This is a genomic window from Methanomassiliicoccales archaeon (assembly GCA_014361295.1).
Classification (GTDB): domain Archaea; phylum Thermoplasmatota; class Thermoplasmata; order Methanomassiliicoccales; family JACIVX01; genus JACIVX01.
In genome coordinates this window covers 1,137,478-1,155,136 of sequence record JACIVX010000001.1, presented here as the reverse complement: position 1 = coordinate 1,155,136, position 17,659 = coordinate 1,137,478, and the positions used below count along the sequence as shown (strand labels likewise).

Annotated in this window: 7 protein-coding genes; 4 read left to right on the top strand and 3 right to left on the bottom strand. The window is 46.5% G+C overall.

Annotated features, from left to right (window positions below):
• The first annotated feature begins 7 nt into the window (after window positions 1-7).
• The 3 genes from H5T41_05740 (at window position 8) to trxA (ending at window position 7,778) form a co-directional block, all read left to right on the top strand.
• A complete protein-coding gene (locus tag H5T41_05740; GenBank protein MBC7108271.1) occupies window positions 8-6,526 on the top strand; it encodes a glycosyltransferase family 39 protein in 6,519 nt (2,172 codons plus the stop codon).
• Window positions 6,526-7,296: a hypothetical protein gene (locus tag H5T41_05735; protein ID MBC7108270.1), complete on the top strand. Its 771-nt coding sequence runs from the start codon at window positions 6,526-6,528 to the stop codon at window positions 7,294-7,296. The genes H5T41_05740 and H5T41_05735 overlap by 1 nt, the downstream gene beginning before the upstream one ends.
• Before the next feature lie 158 nt (window positions 7,297-7,454).
• Window positions 7,455-7,778 (top strand): thioredoxin, encoded by a 324-nt coding sequence (trxA, locus tag H5T41_05730; protein MBC7108269.1) that lies wholly within the window; start codon window positions 7,455-7,457, stop codon window positions 7,776-7,778.
• Between the two features lie 78 nt (window positions 7,779-7,856).
• On the opposite strand, the gene H5T41_05725 is transcribed toward trxA, so the two are convergent.
• The 3 genes from H5T41_05725 to hypB all read right to left on the bottom strand — a co-directional run bounded on the left by H5T41_05725 (window position 7,857) and on the right by hypB (window position 10,677).
• Window positions 7,857-8,489: a translin family protein gene (locus tag H5T41_05725; GenBank protein ID MBC7108268.1), complete on the bottom strand. Its 633-nt coding sequence runs from the start codon at window positions 8,487-8,489 to the stop codon at window positions 7,857-7,859.
• A gap of 33 nt (window positions 8,490-8,522) precedes the next feature.
• Window positions 8,523-9,851 (bottom strand): phosphoribosylamine--glycine ligase, encoded by a 1,329-nt coding sequence (gene purD, locus H5T41_05720; protein ID MBC7108267.1) that lies wholly within the window; start codon window positions 9,849-9,851, stop codon window positions 8,523-8,525.
• A 169-nt stretch (window positions 9,852-10,020) separates the two neighbouring features.
• Window positions 10,021-10,677, bottom strand: a complete 657-nt coding sequence (hypB, locus tag H5T41_05715; GenBank protein MBC7108266.1) for a hydrogenase nickel incorporation protein HypB — start codon at window positions 10,675-10,677, stop codon at window positions 10,021-10,023.
• Window positions 10,678-11,305: 628 nt separating this feature from the next.
• Between hypB and H5T41_05710 the strand changes: the two genes are divergently transcribed.
• Window positions 11,306-17,566 (top strand): right-handed parallel beta-helix repeat-containing protein, encoded by a 6,261-nt coding sequence (locus H5T41_05710; GenBank protein MBC7108265.1) that lies wholly within the window; start codon window positions 11,306-11,308, stop codon window positions 17,564-17,566.
• Window positions 17,567-17,659 lie beyond the last annotated feature (93 nt).

Below are 17,659 nucleotides of genomic sequence, written 5' to 3'. Positions count from 1 at the left end.
CTCTGAGATGGAAGGGCGAGAGGAAGGCGGAGCAAGCCTTGTCTCAAGAAATCCGTTCAAGTCACTGGGCAATTTGAGAGCTCGTTTTGATGATTCGTGGCTTGGAAGGAACTGGCAAACGGTCGTCGTGCTTTCGATGATTTTTCTGATCGCTCTTTTCATGAGAAGTTACTTTGGCTACTCTCTCTCCGTCGACAACGGGTTTCTTGTGTCAGGCGGTTCCGACTCGTATTATCACCAAAGAGTAATTGATCACGTCACCTCGACAGGTACGCATCTCGTTAACGATCCCCTTCTCAATTATCCAATGGGAATGAGGAATCCGCGTCCACCGCTTTACGATTGGTCAATTGCTGTGACGGGAATGCTCATCTCTGCATTAACTGGTATCGCTGTAGCGGATGCGGTTGGCTATTCCCTCATTTTTTCAACGGCGATATGGGGTGCGTTAACGGTTATCCCCGTCTATCTGATCGGACAGTCGGCTTTCGGCAAGAAGGCGGGGATTATCGCGGCTTTCCTCTTCGCAATCATGCCTGGTCATATTACCCGTAGCGTCCTCTCTTTCGCGGACCATGACTCAATGGTCCTGTTCTTCGGTGTTTGTTCATTCTACTTCTTGCTGACTTCCCTTAAAACAATCGAAGGCGATCGGTGGGTCGAAAACTGGAAGAGTTTAAAATCGATTCGTTCTGGAATTGTCAGTTACTTCCGTTTGAACTGGGTATCAACAATATACGCAGCACTCGCTGGCATCTCTCTTGCCGCCGTGGGCATGATCTGGACCGGGTACGCATACCTTCTCATCATCGTTCTCGCTTATTTCCTCGTGCAAATTTTGATCAATAGATTTCGGAATGCTGATTCGTTGGGCGTTTTGATCACCCTTGTCGTCATGCTTCTTGTGGCGTTTGCAATAATGGCGCCAGTCTATTACCAGATGAATTACTGGGCTGTCTGGTTCGATGTTCCCTTTTATCTTTTTGTTGCTGCGGTCATCGTTGGTGTGATTTTCGTCGCGACGAGGGACTATCCATGGACTCTCGTTCTCCCCTCTTTCACAATTCTTGCAGCGATCGCGCTTTTCATTTTGTCCATTCTAGCACCGAGTATTTTTGAAGCGATCATATCGGGCCAGGGTTACTTCGTCAAAAGCAAACTCTACTCGACGATTTCCGAAGCGCAGGCACCGAGTTTCTCTGACCTTGCACTGTCATTCGGCGCGGTCACTTTCTGGCTATCCTTTGCGGGTGTTGTGATTGCCGCGATCAGGATTAAAAAGAATGTCGCGGCATATTTCGTTTTCATCGTCATATGGACTGCTGTTTCGATGTTCATGGCGGTGTCGGCGGCGAGATTCATGTTTAACGCGAGCCCTGCATTCGCGATCACTAGCGGATGGGTTGTCGCGATGATCATTGAGAGTGTCAAGTTCTCAGACATTTCACGTGCTCTCTCCGCCGGCGCGAGAATGGGGCTTTTCGGTCTCCTGCGACGGGCGATTAAAGTCAGGCATGTGTTTGCGGCATTCTTTCTTGCGTTTCTCGTCGTCTTACCAAATGCCTGGGGAGCGACTGACGCGGCGATCCCTTCCGAGCTAAAGGCGCAGTACGACAAGCAAGTCTATAACGTCATGCCAGGTTTTGCCAAACCTGCGAGTTATGATGTAGTCAATGGATCGAACTGGTATTTCGGAGCTTTCACATACAGCATGCCACTGCCGACGCAATATTGGCCAGCGGCGTGGAGCTGGTTCAGGACGATCGATTCGAATATCATCCCAGTTTCTGCGAGACCTGCATTCCTCTCATGGTGGGACTACGGTTTTGAGGCGATCCAGGCGGGACAGCATCCAACTGTCGCTGATAACTTCCAGAACGCTTACCAGTTCGCTGGCAATTTCATCATGTCTCAAAATGAGACCGTCGCCGTCGCGCTTTTCGTCATTAGAATTCTTGAGAAAACGGGACTTGAAAACGAAACGATCGCTCAGGTGCTAGTCGATCATGGCGTCGATTACACGAAATTGCGGGATATCATGACGAATCCAGAGAGGTACGTAGAAGTCGTCAAGAATCATCCTGAAATTTACGGTCCCAGGGATGCCGATCTGAGTCCGACGAATGCCAAGTATGCTGCTGCGAGCGTGGAGCTTTCGAAGGTCGGTCTTGAGAATATTGTTGAGATTTATAATGAGCTCCGCCAGATGACAGGGGTGGATATTTCTTATTTCGCTATTGATAGCAGGCTTTTCCCCTTTACAGCTTTGAGCGCAAACATTTTCTACGCGCCAGCCAAATTGGCTGATTATAGAATCGATACAGTCTCTAATTCCCCGATCGACTTCTTTGAAATCAAGGCGATCGACAGCGAGGGCGGAATTCACGATCTGGCGAATGTAACTTCTGACATGACGATCGTGAGTTACCAGATTGTTTACAAGGAAATGTTCTACAACAGCATGCTTTATCGCGCTTTCATGGGTTATGGACCATATGACATAGGCGAGACGAGCCAGGGATTACCAGGCCTTACTGGTACACTAGCAAGCTATCCGCCCATGCAGGGCTGGAACATGACGCATTTCAGAATGGTCTATAGGACTGCTTATTACAACCCGTTCCCCCCGGATCAGGTCAAGAATCATTCCTCTGCATGGCGTGCGATTAGCTACGATGAGGCACTCGAATTTCGTGAAAAAATCGACCGTGGTGAAATGCAGGGAACGGTGGATGCAAGTGCGAGTGCCCTGCTTCAGGGCGTTGTCTTTCTCCAGTACTACGATGGCGCCATTGTCGAAGGAACGGTAACGACCAACAGCGGGTTGCCTTATCCTGGACTCTGGGTCACAGTCCTTGATGAATACGGGATTCCGCATCAGACGGTGAAGACTGATGCGAATGGGCATTACGAGGTCATCGTGCCGTTTGGCGAGGTAACACTTGTGTTCTCATACGGAGATCTTGATCTCAGGACGCAGATTGCAACTGAACTCAGTAGGATCACATTCAATGTGAGTTACGATCAGGCGATGAGGAAGAAGATCGATGCGGACAATGACGGGAAATGGGATTATTATATAACAAAAAATGTGGTCGTCCAGGGCAGTGCTGTGAAAGGTAAGGTATACTGGGATGTTGACGGTGACGGGACTTATACTTCTGGAACTGACACGATTATCGAAGGGGCAAAGGTGATCGTTGAAAATGAGAGTGAAGGCCTTCGATACGAAACGATCTCGAATGCTAGCGGCTATGGATTCTATGGACTGCCGCCGATGAATTCGACTATATATGTTGTGCTCGACAACCATTCCTTCGGTCGCATCCAGGTGAATCTGCTTCCGATGGGAAATATCACGAAAGATATCGGAATAAAACCCTCCTCCTTAAATGGTACAGCGACTTTTGCCGATGGGAACGTGGCCTCGGGATTGAATCTAAAGATCATCGATACCATCAGCGGAAAAGAGATTACCACGACGACAGATTCAAATGGGTACTACCATGTCGGAATGTTGCCTTCTGGTCATTATCTCCTAAAAACACAAGACCTCTCTTATGCGATTGTGCCAGATGAAGTCAGCGTCGTGGATGGCGAAACTAAGACGACGGATCTTACGGTTTATGGCTCGCTGAAAGTCTCGGGTCGTGTCATGATCGGAAGTTCAGTCGCGAGTAATGTGACAATAGCATTCATCTCTGAAACAAGCGAGTTCTGGACGAAAAGTGATTCGAATGGAATTTACGATGTTACGCTGCCCACCGGCAATTATACCGTTTTCTGCTTGTCAATCCAGAATGGTGAAACTTACGTCTCTCTTACCGCCTTGAATTCCTCCGGTTCTATCATCAATTATAACATCAAGATGGTACCAGGCAACTTCATTGACCTCTATGTCTCTGATTCGTTGGGACCCGTCAGTAACGCCGAGATTTTGATGCAATCGAAAGCCAGCAGCGCAGCTATAAAAGCGGTGACAAATGCAACTGGTGCGGCAAGGATCATTCTTCCCCAGGGTACTTACTTTATTTATATCAAAGGAAATGAAACGGCATACTGGGGTGACATGTACGTCGATTCCTCGAAGCGTGTTAACATGGTACTATCCTCCGCTGCTTCAATTTCAGGTGTGACATGGTATGATGCCAACAACAACGCAATCATAGACTCAGGTGAACAGATTTCAGGTGCGAAATTGAGATTGTACGATCGCGACGGCAGAACAATCGAGGCGACAAGCGATTCACTCGGCGGTTTTTCATTCGTAGTGCCTTCAGGTTATTCATATGAGCTATCGATTAGCAAAGATGGTTATGCGTCCAAGGTTTTGAGTTATCCGTTCATCGAATCATCGATTTCCCAGGATGTGAAACTTGTGCCTCTCAACCGCACAATCACAGGTATCGTGTATTATGCGTCGACACCAATCGCCGGCATTTCGGTGAAATTTGTATCTATCAATGGGAGTGTTTTCACGGCGAATAGCGGATCCTCAGGTACTTTTTCGATTTCACTTCCACCAGGAAATTACGAAGTGATTGTCGATCAGAATGTTTCGTCTATGAATAATGCGACGAAATATCAATTTACCTCATCAATACAAGTCCCCATCGGTTCTGATCCCTCTCTGCTGCAAATCGATCTTGTGAAGAGGGTGAGGGTCTACGGTTCGCTCTATCCTGAAAGGATTGGTACGACAAAGATAACCTTCAGTGGACCTGAGGAAAGAACGATCACGACCTCTGAAAAATTTGATCTTTACCTTGTGGAGGGCGACTATAGTGTTTACGCGCTCAACGACCAGGTAATTACTGATTACGCGTTTTTCGATCTCATTCACATCGATGCATCGGTTTCACCATTAAATCTAACAACATCTGTCGCGAAAACGGTTAGGGGGGCGATCTATTTTGAGGGCTCACCCTTCTCTTATGTTGTTCCAGTTGAGATCAGAAATGATGCTGGTGCGGTAATCAGGATTGATTCTTATGTTACTGGTATTTTCGAAACTATACTACCGTATGGGAATTATTCGGCAGAGGTTGATTATCACACGAAGACGAGAATCGGCCTAGACACGCGGTATGTACGTTATACTGGAAACACATCACTGGTCGTTCCTTCTTCAACGATTTCTAGCATCGTGCTACATCGCACCTATGATAACGTGACTCTCAGCGGATCGATTTTCGATTCAAGCGGATCGTTGGTGGCCGCGACAATTGAATTCATCCCGACATCTTCCACAGCAATGAGCGCATCAGCGACATCTGGGATCGGTGCATATGCAGTATCGATTGCACCTGGTAATTACAGTGTCTACGCAAGGCAAGTCGGACGGCTGGGCGTATTCCTCGGTGTTGTCAATGTGCCACCGCAATCGAACAAGACCTTTAACATCACCCTTGTTCCTGGATTCAGGTTTGCGGGTGAAACCCTGAAGGAATACGCGCCTGGCAATGCGACGATCGAGATCACATCAATGAATGGGGCGAAATTGAGTGCATTCTCCTCATCTTCAGGCTCGTTTGAAATCATCCTGCCTCCTGGTGAATATAGTGTAAAATTCACTTCTACTGGAATAGAAAAGGGAGTCTTTGTTCGTTATTACGCGAATACATCGATCAATTTGATTACCGATGTGAGCCGAGCGATCACGATGGAAAAGATTCCTGAAAGGGGCGTCGATCTGCAGTGGAATGAGGTCGAAAAGACGACGCTTAGGTCTGGGCAGACAGCGGTTTACAATCTGAGGATCGTCAATAAGGGAAATGTGCCGGATACGTTCAAGCTCGAAGCTCAGGCCACGAACTGGGATGTTGTGTTTTCCCAGAGCACAGTAAGCGTCGATTTCGGCTATCAGAATTCCCAGCTGGTCACGGTAAGCATCACACCATCGGCGAGCGTCTATGTCTCACATTCGCCGATTAAAATCACTGTGGTCTCGCTCAACAACGCGTCGATTCAGGATTCAGTATCAATCGACGCAATCATCCTTCCGTACTACAGTTTGAATCTCAAGTTCGATAAACCCTATCAAGTCAACGGGACGCCGTATTCTTACAGCATAAAACTTGAGAATAACGGGAACGATGAAGACACGATCGATATCGCTGTTGCAAATCGAGTTACACTCGCTGAACTGGGTTGGAAGGCAGAGCTGAGGCTTGGTGACGAAAATCCTGTTAAGAATCTCACAGTCACCTTGCAGGCTGGAAAAGTCAAGTATTTCGACGTCCTCCTTACACCAATACGGGAGAATCCTAGTCCGAACATCGAGGTCGTTATCTCAGCGGCGTCTCAGAAGTCTTCAAATGCGTATGCATTGCTGACAGTGAAACCTCCGCTACCTGTGATTATTCTGCCTTCGGACGGCGTGAGCGTTGGCGGGGAAAATGTGTATTTTGAACCGGCAGCAATTCCCATTGAGACAATCGCTCTTGCAGGCGCAGCCTTAGCGGCGTTTGTGATTTTCATCCTCATGGGTATACACAGGGGGGTATTCAGACGAAGAAAGCGCTGATGGTGATCGCATTCACGATGGCGATTCTTTGTCTTTTCGTTTATCCACTCGCGAGTGTTAGTGTTGCCGCGTATGACCCGATGTACGTTTCCATCGATGGCAAGAGCTGTATTGCCACCAGCGAAAAATCGGAATATGTGATCAGGGTTATTGGTGGTCCTGGAGAGGAGCCTGGAGGAAATTTTAGTTTCACGGCGAAATTGATCGGCCCGTCACCAGCCGAGGCAAAGGTTATTCCGACCAATGGAAAATCGCCGACTGGCCTTTTCAGAGTCAATGTGACCGCGCCACCAACGGTGCAGGACATGATTCTCCGTATCAATGTCAGTTCAGTTTCTGCCAATGGCACGCTCGTCGAGAAGGTGACGAAAGACTTCCCAATCAAGGTGCTCGTTCCCGTTGTCATCACAGCGACCGTGAAGAATGATGGGAACATGTCAGTGAAGAATATCCCTGTTGCGATCTACGCGGATGGATCGAAGATTTATGAAACGACGATCAACCTCGATCCGAAGACATCAAAGACAATTGTTTATAACTGGACCGACCCCTACATGAAACCTGGGGAGCATGTTATCACGGTGACGATTGACCCAGGAAACACTCTAGTCAAGCTCGATACCGGTGACACCTCATTTACAACGACAATTTTTGTTGGAAAGACCGATTACGGCTCTCTCAACGCGCTGCTCGTTGGCGTCCTCCTCCTTTCCCTATTTTTAATCTATGTGGTGTACCGGCGACCGAAGAGAAGGAAGATGAAGCGGTAAACTTCGATTCTGGACGTGAATTTTTTATTATCTCCCATTGATATTTGAAATCGAATTCCCATCATATTCTGAAATGATCTCGCGTGAAGGAGAAAGTCCGTCGAAATGATGGCAAGTTTGGGACGATTTATATAGGCGATTCATGATAGGGCGAATTCATGGGTGGAAATCTCATTGAGATCACAGATGACAATTTTGAGCGAATCAGAAAGGAAAATTCTAAACTCATCGTTGATTGCTGGGCTGAGTGGTGTGGTCCCTGCAGAATGCTCGCTCCGATTTTCGAGAAACTCGCAGCCGAATATTCGGGAAAGATAGTCTTTGGCAAAATGAATACCGATCACAATCCTGAGCTCGTGAGACGATTCAGAATCATGGCAATTCCGACGCTTCTTTTCTTCAAGGACGGAGAAGTCGTCGATCAAATTGTGGGTGTCGTACCGAAGGAGGAAATTGCAGAAGCGATAAAGAGGAATTTCTAAAATCGATGTGATTAATGTCGTTAACCACATCCCTCCAAACGCGTCTTTCCGCACTTTTCTAGATCTTAACATTGTTCGTCAACTTTCTGAGATATCTAGATGTCTTCGAAATTCCTCCAATTTTTCCTGAAGACGTTTCGAACTCACCGCAACGGCGATTTCTCCTCTCGTCTTTTCGAGAAGCGAACGTGCGATATCCTGTTTCCTCCTTATTGGGACGATAGCATCCGGATAATCGAAGCGCATGAGAACGAGAAACAAATCCTCCATCATGTCGAGATACTTCACCGCCTCATCTGTCTTGTCTTTTCTCAGTGCTTCAAGTGCGAAACGTCGCAGCTCACCAATTACATCGGCAAGACCGAGAAGATAGGACGTGGATGTGATATTCAGCTCTTCTGGATCTGGAAGTTCTTCGTTATTGACAATCGCAAGAAGTATCGATGCTTCGGCCATTTCGGCCATTGCATCCTCAACTAGGCCAGAATTCCAGATATCAGGATGATCTTCGAGGAGGCTCCTCAGGCGGTGAACTTCTTCCTTTGCTTCGGCCAACGCCTCCTTGACATCTTCTCTCCTGTGAATGGAATGGACGATGCCTGTCGAAATTCTGATGATCGCCCTTGATGACTTAATCGCCACTTCCCTTACAGTGTCTTTTTCATCGAGCTTATACTGTATTCGATCGGCAATCTCTTCCAGATTTCTCATAATCCAGAAATAGACGACATCGTTTAAATATGATTATGTTTGATTGCGTAACTTTTTCATGTGTTCAATCCTTTTCTGAATGAGCTCTTTCTTTCCGATATCGTGGCGCACGTAGATCGCTTCGCCAGAGACGTATTTCAAACCACGCTCGCATTGTGCCTCTGCCTTTTCCACAGTTTCATCAACGCCGACAACCGCAATTGCCCTCGAGGTCGTCGTTGTGATAATGCCACTATCCTCGTTGACAGATGCGTAGAATAATTGAGCCCCCTCCCTTTTCACGGCTTCTTCATCGACCGATATCTTCAGCCCACTCTTCGGTTTCGTACCGTAACCCTCTGGTACAACATATTTGCACACCGTCGCTTTATGATCAAAGGCAACCTTCGATTGTGATAGGTTGCGGTCGACAATTGCAGCACAGATATCAACAAAATTGTTTTTGAGCAGGGGGAGAACGTTCATCGCTTCTGGATCCCCGAGGCGCGCATTGAATTCGATAATCTTTGGGCCGTCGGCTGTGAGCATGAATTGGCCGTAGAGAAATCCCACGTAAGGACACCCTTCATCTCTCATCGCACTGACGGTTTTTCTCATGATTTCCATCGCTTTGTCGAAATCCTCCCCCGTCATGAATGGAAGGCGATGATCCTCCATTGAGTACGAACCCATACCTCCTGTGTTCGGTCCCGTATCTCCTTCGTACGCCCTCTTGTGATCCTGAACTAGCGGCATTGGCACAACCGTGCGCCCATCAACAAATGATTGAAGCGTGAACTCCTCACCTTCCAATCGCTCCTCAAGGACAACGCCAATCCCTCCAATCCTTTTTTCGAAAATCTCTTTGATGTAATCAACCACTTCGTTCTTATCCTTTAAGTGTTCTCCCTCAATTTTCACACCCTTTCCGCCCGTTAATCCAACAGGCTTGACGGCAAGCTGTTTATCGCAATTGGCGACAAATCTCTTTGCATCTTCAAAATCATTGAAGGTTTCGTAATAGACATTGCCAGGAATATCATATTTCTTCATAAGAGTTCTCATGAACCGCTTTGAAGTCTCGATCCTCGCAGCGGCCTTATTTGGTCCTACGCAGCCAATTCCTTGTCTCGAAAGCGCATCAACGAGGCCAACATCGAGCGGCGCTTCAGGTCCGATGACTGCCATCTCGGCTCCTGCGTCGACGGCAAACTCCGTGATAGTTTCAAAATCAATCTCCTTGATCAGTCTGAATTCCTTACAGATTCTTGCGATACCTGGATTTCTGTTGCTCATCGCGGCGTAAACCTCAGCGCCGCCATCGACGAGCGCTCGCACGATTGCATGCTCTCTTCCTCCCCCTCCCACTGTTAAGACTTTCATCGCAATCCCTGTGATGAAAAAGGTCTCAGCGTTTATAAAAGTGACTTGCGGACGATATCCGTGATTCTGAATTTACGACTGCTTTGAGTTATTATATGTTCTAACTGCTTTGGATTATGACAACTCGTCAGAGAAAAAGTGCAATCAGACGACTCGCAAGAGTGAGCCGTTAGAGATCGATTTCAAGATCTTTAAGGAGAGCTGGTATCCCGACTCCAGTCTTGACACTGATCAGATGGAGGGTCTTATTTTTCATAATCTTTTGGTAATCGCTTGTGATTTTTTTGGGATCCACATCAAGATATGGAATGAGATCGATCTTATTGAGTGCGGCCACATCCGCAACGGAGAAGATCGAAGGGTGTTTCCTCACCATATCATCCCCTTCCGTCACGGAAATGACGACAAGTCTCTTATCAGTCCCAAGGGGAAAATCCGCTGGGCAGACAAGATTGCCGACATTTTCGATAAATAGAAAGTCAATCGATTCGAGATCCAACTTCTCGAGTGCATGGCTGATCAAATGTGCATCGAGATGGCATTCTTTGCCTGTGTTGATATTGATCGCTGGGATACCGAGCGATCGAAAACGATTGTAATCATCTTGGCCAGCAACATCGCCAGCAATCGCGGCAGGGCGCTTCCCTTTCTTGATCATTTCTGAAGCGATTCTCTCGATCAGCGCTGTTTTCCCTGAGCCAATCGACCCCATCACGTCGATTGATTTGATGCCATTTTTCTTGAGGAGCTCGTGATTTTCATCGGCAATTCTTCTGTTCTCGGCGAGCACATCAATTTCCATCGATATCTCAGTTATCTTGTGCACATGCCGATATCGAAATTGAAGATAGAAAACTTGTTGTTGATAGATCGAGCAACGCGAATTTTTCTTTAATGCTGATGATTTAAATTCAAATACTTAGAAAAAATTGACTGAAGAGACTGTAGGTGCGAATAAAATTCATTACTTGAAAAATTCGTTAGAATCTCGATGATAGTTGGTCAATTATTAATTGTTCGAGCGTCAGATTGAAAAACTCACAATAATGATTCAGGATATATCGTTTGGTCGATCTGATAAGGAATTAATATGTTCTTTGAAGCCGCATTGAGTAGATTAGTAAAGATAAATTCAAACTTTGACAAAAATGAAAAGGCATTTCGACCATTGATTCGTGATATGGTGTCGGCTATCATATAATTTTCATGTGTGTTAAATTTCTCAACCGCGTGGCAAAACGCCATGTAGATTCTGGGTTTTATTCCACCCTACCAAAACTGAGGCTGCGGAAAGCATTTTTTTTCTTTTATTGATTTTTTCTCTCAGGTGCCAATTCCAGACAATCATTATCACAAAAGAAAAACCGACAACCTTTAAATAAAGAGACTCCAATACTAGATATAAGTCCTTTCAAACAGGGAGGAAGGATTTGAACAATCTTTGGGGTGTATTTATGAATTCGGACAATGAGAATAAGCGTGAGCCCTCATTGGGTCACGCTTTTGGAAAGCGGACGTTGGTGTATCTCGGTGCACTGGTATTACTTTTTGCACTGTTCCTCATCATCAACACTGGTGATGCAAGTGCAGCGGGACCTACCTACGTTTACGAAGACATTTCCACTGACACAACATGGACAGAGGATGGTAGCCCCTATATTCTGAACGCATCGATTTCGGTTCTCCCGGGAGCTACACTGACTATAGAACCGAATGTGACAGTTATGGCAGATCCTGGGAATGTTCTAGAAATCAAGGGGGGACTGGTAGCGATTGGGACATCCGACGAACCGATTCTTTTTACAACGAACGACACTTTGTATTGGTGGGGAATCGTAATCGATGATACCGGGACAGCTGTTTTTAGCAATGTGATCATTGAACTGGCATATTACGGTGTCTACGTTGAAGACGCAAACGTTGCAATCTCTGACACGCTTATTCAGTATAGTTACAGGGCTGGAATCTGGTGGTCATCAAGTGGAGATATCGATGCTGAGTTGTCAGGAGTTGAAATCAATCACACATATGAAGAAATGGGAATAATGCTCTTGGCAAACAACGGAAATGCGACGGTGTCTCTAACAGATTGCATTGTTAACGACACATATGGGCCTGGAATTGTTGTTCAATCGACCGGCTGGATCGATGCGGTAATTGCTGGTACAACAGTGACGGGATCTGTAGCAAATTCAGGAATCATCTTGTATTCGACTGGTGGAGACGTCGGAGCTACCTTGGATTCAGTCATTGTGAGTGCGTGCGAATTGAATGGCGTACTCATCTATTCCGCGGTTGGAGCTGTTGACGTTCAGGTAAGCGAATCTAATATATCAGCAAGCGGGAAAGCCGGTCTCCAGGTGGAGGGATCAACTGGCGCTGTTTTTGTGATTGAGGATTCTGAGTTTTCTGAAAATGGTGTTGGTGTTGCGGTTTATTCCATCGATGGCGATGCTGTCGTTGAGCTGTCAGGTGTATCAATTCTGGGAAGCTGGGATTACGGACTGATTGTAAACTCAGCTACTGGTAATTTCGACGTGAGTCTAACTTCTGTCTTTGTCAACAACACAGAATGGGCGGTAGGCGTATTTGTGAAATCAAATGATGCCGACGTGAATGCAGTGATTCAAGAAACCTCAATTATTGGCGGAGCTGTGGGCCTTGATCTAGAAGCGGGTGGTAATGTATCTGTTGCGATCACTGATTCTAGCCTTATGGCCAACGGATTTATGTCAATGCTTGTCGACGCCGATGGATTAGCAACCGTCACTGTCGAAAACAGCTACATGAATGGTGAAGAAGCAAACCAACTCTCGTGGTATTATCCAACGGAAATCGATTACGAGTACGACATCATCAATCCTGATGGATACACGACTGGTTCGCTACTGTATGTTACGCTACCGTTTGAATTCCCGTTTGGCGATGGAACTTACACGAACATTGCAATCCATCCGTATGGGTTCATTTATGTAGGTTCGCCAGTTTCGATCTCTTTCCCGATCGATCTGGAGTCAGCATCAGCCAATTTGATCATACCATGTCAGGACTTCTTTAGTGTTGTATACTGGCCGTATGTGAGCTACAAAATTGTAAATGACGAGAAAATTATTGTTCAGTGGTATGTAACTAGAAGCTCCGATCCATGGGGGGCTACAAATGTCTTTGAGGCAATCCTCTATTCAAACGGTGACATACAGTTTAACTATGCGAACATGGATGCGTTGAACTCAGATGATCGCTCATATGATTATGGTATCAGCGCGATGGGTGTTTGGTACACCGCGATTACCCTCAACGAAATCTGGGTTCCGAACGTGTACAATGCGGATTACAGGAGTATTTATCTCACCCGAGAATCGTTCGGAGTGTACGGTGTCGTTGTTCTGTCGAACGGTGGGGTCAAGGCGTCGATACTCGACAGCACGATCAGCCATTATGCAGGCGCTGGTTTCCTCTTCATGTGTGAAAACGGAGATGTTACGGTAGATGCGAACAATCTGACGGCGGAGTACATTCTGGGAATGGCTGAATATGGCGTTGCCGTAGGTGCTCTCACATTCAACGGTACGATGTATGCGACGGTCACCGACTCGAAATTCTCTCACATTGGTAACATCGCAGTCGGCTTCCTATCGTCCCCGTACTGGGGAGGGGAAGATATCGTCGAGATTACATCGAACGCGTTCGACGAGGTTGGCTGGGCTATTGCTGTGGTAACTTTGGTTGAAGACGATGATGGTTTCAACGAAATGGTCGAGTTCAGCGCTACAAGAACAATCTCTGGGAACATCGGAACCAACAGCGGTGGCATGATGATTGGCGCGATGATAGGGTCAGCTGATTCGGTGTGGAATGTCTCTATTGCAGATATGATCATTAATAACAGCTTCTCCGGAAAACCGATGTTCCAGGAAATGTGGGAATCGTTTATCCAGGTGAGACATTATCTGTACAGCGATGGCGTGAATATGTCCGCCAACTTTGTCACCGAGATTGTAGAGAACTCGATCGACTCGGCGATAAGATATGGCAATGGTATTGATGTCGAAGATGATGTCGAAACACATGGAGGAACAGCTGTCATCAATTCAAGCGTTTCCATAAATAGTAATCTGGTCTACGAGCAGAGTGGCTTTAACGGAATAGACGTCTATTACTATGGATATTCGGATACTGGTCTCTATTCAGCCATCGATATTGCGATAAACGACAACGAAATCAGGGCCGGGGAATATGCCTGGGACGGAATCTATGTATCTATCGATAATGACCTACAATACGGCCGCGGTGACGGATCGCTTGATGCGAATGTAGTGACAGAGAGAAACGTGATCGAGAATTCAGTCTACGGTATCTACATCGGGGTAGGTGCGGGAACATATAACCACTTCGGCAACCAGGTAGCGACTTTGACAATATCGGCATCGGACAATGAGATTATCGCATTCTACGATTTCATTGATATCGAGATCTACAGTTACGCTCAATATGATTATTATTACCCATCGTCATACGAGACTGAAGTCTCATCAATGCAATCGGTTACCTTTTACGTCAGCATCACGAGAAACAAGGGAACATATCCAATGGAATGGTGGGACGGTCTCTACGGTATGGGAGTTTATACTGAGTCTTACGCATACGATTGGATGAGCCTATTCTCTCATGCGTCAAGCTATATGGACGGAACCATCTTGATCGCTGACAACACGATAGAAGTCGGTGATTATGCGTCGTACGGTGCAGCGGTCTGGATTGAGAACGATGTCGATGTCTACGCGTATTACGGTGATAGCATTGCTGTTTCATCAATTTCAAGTACGATCACAAACAATCTGATAAATGTGACTGAGGATTCTGACTTTGTTTACATGGAAGGTATAGAAATTTACGATTATGTACAAGCGTATACTTACTACAGCCAATTCGCTTCATCACCTTCCGCAACGTTGATTTCTGATGTCGTGATCAGTGAAAATGAAATCACCGGCCCGATATCTGATGGAATCTACATCGATTCTTATGTTGACTCATATTGCGGCACATCGTCTGCCAATTACCAGACATCGCAAGAAATATCAAGTAACGTGATCTCTGGATATCTCAATTACGGTGTTTATCTCGACTGGTACCTTGATGCTTATCAGTACTCGCAAAGTACATTCGAAACAAACGCAACTGTGAATGCGACAGTTGCAACGAGTATCAATGACAATCTGATATATTCTGAAGTCACGGAGTGGTCTGAGGCCACAGCTATTTCATTATACGCATCCGCATGGTCCAACTGGGACGTCGAGCGTTACATCAACTCGAACATTACTGTGGAGATCAATTCAAATGAGATTTCATTCAGCCCGGATACGGGTTGGGGACAGACCGAAGGAATTTACGCCTATTCATGGCCATGGGGTCTCATTAGTGTCGTTGCCGATGGAAATGTCATAGAGAACGCTGATGTGGGTATAGATGTTGACGATTGCATCGTGACAGTGACGAACAATGTGATATCGAATCCAGGAGACGAGGGTATATATCTATACGACTCCACCGGAGTAGTATCAGAGAATGAAATCCGTGGCGGCGTATATGCGCAGGGCATTTACCTCGACGAGTGTTTCCAGATGAACATTTCGGACAACAGGGTTGATGGCTGCGGTGACGGAATCTACGTATACTATTCGGACGATCTTGTCATCTCGAACAATACGTTGACGAATAATGGACTCGAAGGCTATGATACATTCGGACTATACATCTATGATTCGTATAATGCGACCATTACTGGCAATACAATAACAGGCAACGCAGTCGGTGTTGTGATCTACTATTCTTATGAGATCACATTCTCAAACAATGTCGTCAGCAACAACCTCTATGAGGGCACATACTTCGATGAATGCGAATCGCTTGTCATCGAAAGCAACATCATGTCAGAGAACGGCGGGAGCGGTCTTGAGCTCTATGATTGTTACTCGGTCGTTATCGGTAACAATACAATCCGCGAAAACCTACTGTACGGTCTCTACATCGAGTATTCGGGGCCAGTGACGATCTACAATGGTATCTATCAGGACAACACTTACGATGGAATCTACGCCTACGGCGTAGTCGAATGGATTGTTGACGATGTCTCTGAAGTCAGAAACAACGCAATCACTCTCTACGGCGATCTGACTGTCGTCGATGGCGGTATGCTCACCCTCGACAATGTGTGGTACTTCATGCTTGGCGAAGACTGGATGGACGGCATTCCGCAGATCATCGTCGAGGAAGGGGGAACGCTGGTCGTCGTTGCCTCAGGCATCAGTTCCTACAGCGGGTGGCCAGGACCGGGAATACTCCAGGATGGTTATTACTACAGCTTCGAGGTCTACGGGACACTTGATATGGAATCAAGCGAGGTGAGCGGTGCCGCTGAGATTTACCTTGGACCAACATCAAATGCGGATATCAGAACAAGCGTAGTGTATGAAAACTGGAGAAACGGTATCCACGTAGACAACTGCTCGCCAAGAATCTCGGCAACAACGATCATTTACAATGGCATGGATGGCATCTTCATCGAAGGAGCAGATGCGGCTCCGACGATCATGGACTGTCTGATCGCGATGAACAACCGCGGTATCTACGCGATCGATTCGAGCCTTGCCAATGTCGTTGACAATGTGATCGTCGCCAACTGGGGCGTCGGTATCTATGTGATTGGGGCGAGCGGTTCAATACATGACAATATCCTGCTGTTCAACCCCGTTGAGATCTACATCAAGGACAGCACGGTAACGGTCGAAGACAACCAGATCGGTTATTCAGTAATTGTAGACATTATGTCCAAATACGCACCAGCTCTCATCGGAGGGGGTTCTGTCCCGCTATTCGGAGAATGGCTCCTCACTCCAGAAATGATCGCAGAAGCCCAGATGAATCATATCGGTGTATATGCAGTCAATTCGACTGTTTCGTTGAGCGATAACGTTTACGGCATGCTCAAATACGCGATTTATGTGACTCAATCGACACTAACAGTCAGTGATACTATTAACATGACGACGCTTGTCCTACCTTACTATGATGACTATGGAACTCTCTGGAATGTGTCGTTGCCAATCATTGTATACGATGGTATCTATGCAGCGAAATCCACTGTCACGGTTAATGGCGGCATGATCAGCGTGCTTGACGATGCAATCTTCCTTGAGTCTTCAAACGCAGACCTGAGGAATGTTGTGTTCGACGCGGGCGACTTTGACATCTATCTCACTGGTGAATCGATTGCGTCTGCGATCGAAGTCACATTCGAGAAGGCGAAGGTCCTAGATACATCAGTTCTGACTGTCTACTACAAGCTAACAGTAAGGGCTCTTGATCAGGATGGCTTGCCAGTGAGTGGTGTCTGGGTCGTCGTATACGATGAGGAGGGCAGCCCAGTAGGCGAAGGAGCAACCGATGATAACGGTCTCTTCAGCGTCTATGCAATCGGTTGGATACAGACAAGTGCTGGTCAGAGCGCGGCAAAGGCTTACACGGTCAATGCTTCGTTCGAGCAGGGATACGTCGAGAAGAATGTCACGCTTGATAAGGCGACTGATGTCATCGTCGAGGTACCTGTTGAGAAACCTGTCGCATGGAATCCATCCTTTGCGATTACATTCACGCTGATTGCGGCACTCCTCGTCGCTGTGGCGCTTATCATCGTGAGCACGAAGAAGTAATTAGAAACCCATTCCTTTTTTCTTTTTATTTTTGATTTCTTCTTAATTTTGATGGTTTCTATTAATTCTGCCAAAATAGTTAAAGATGGATGC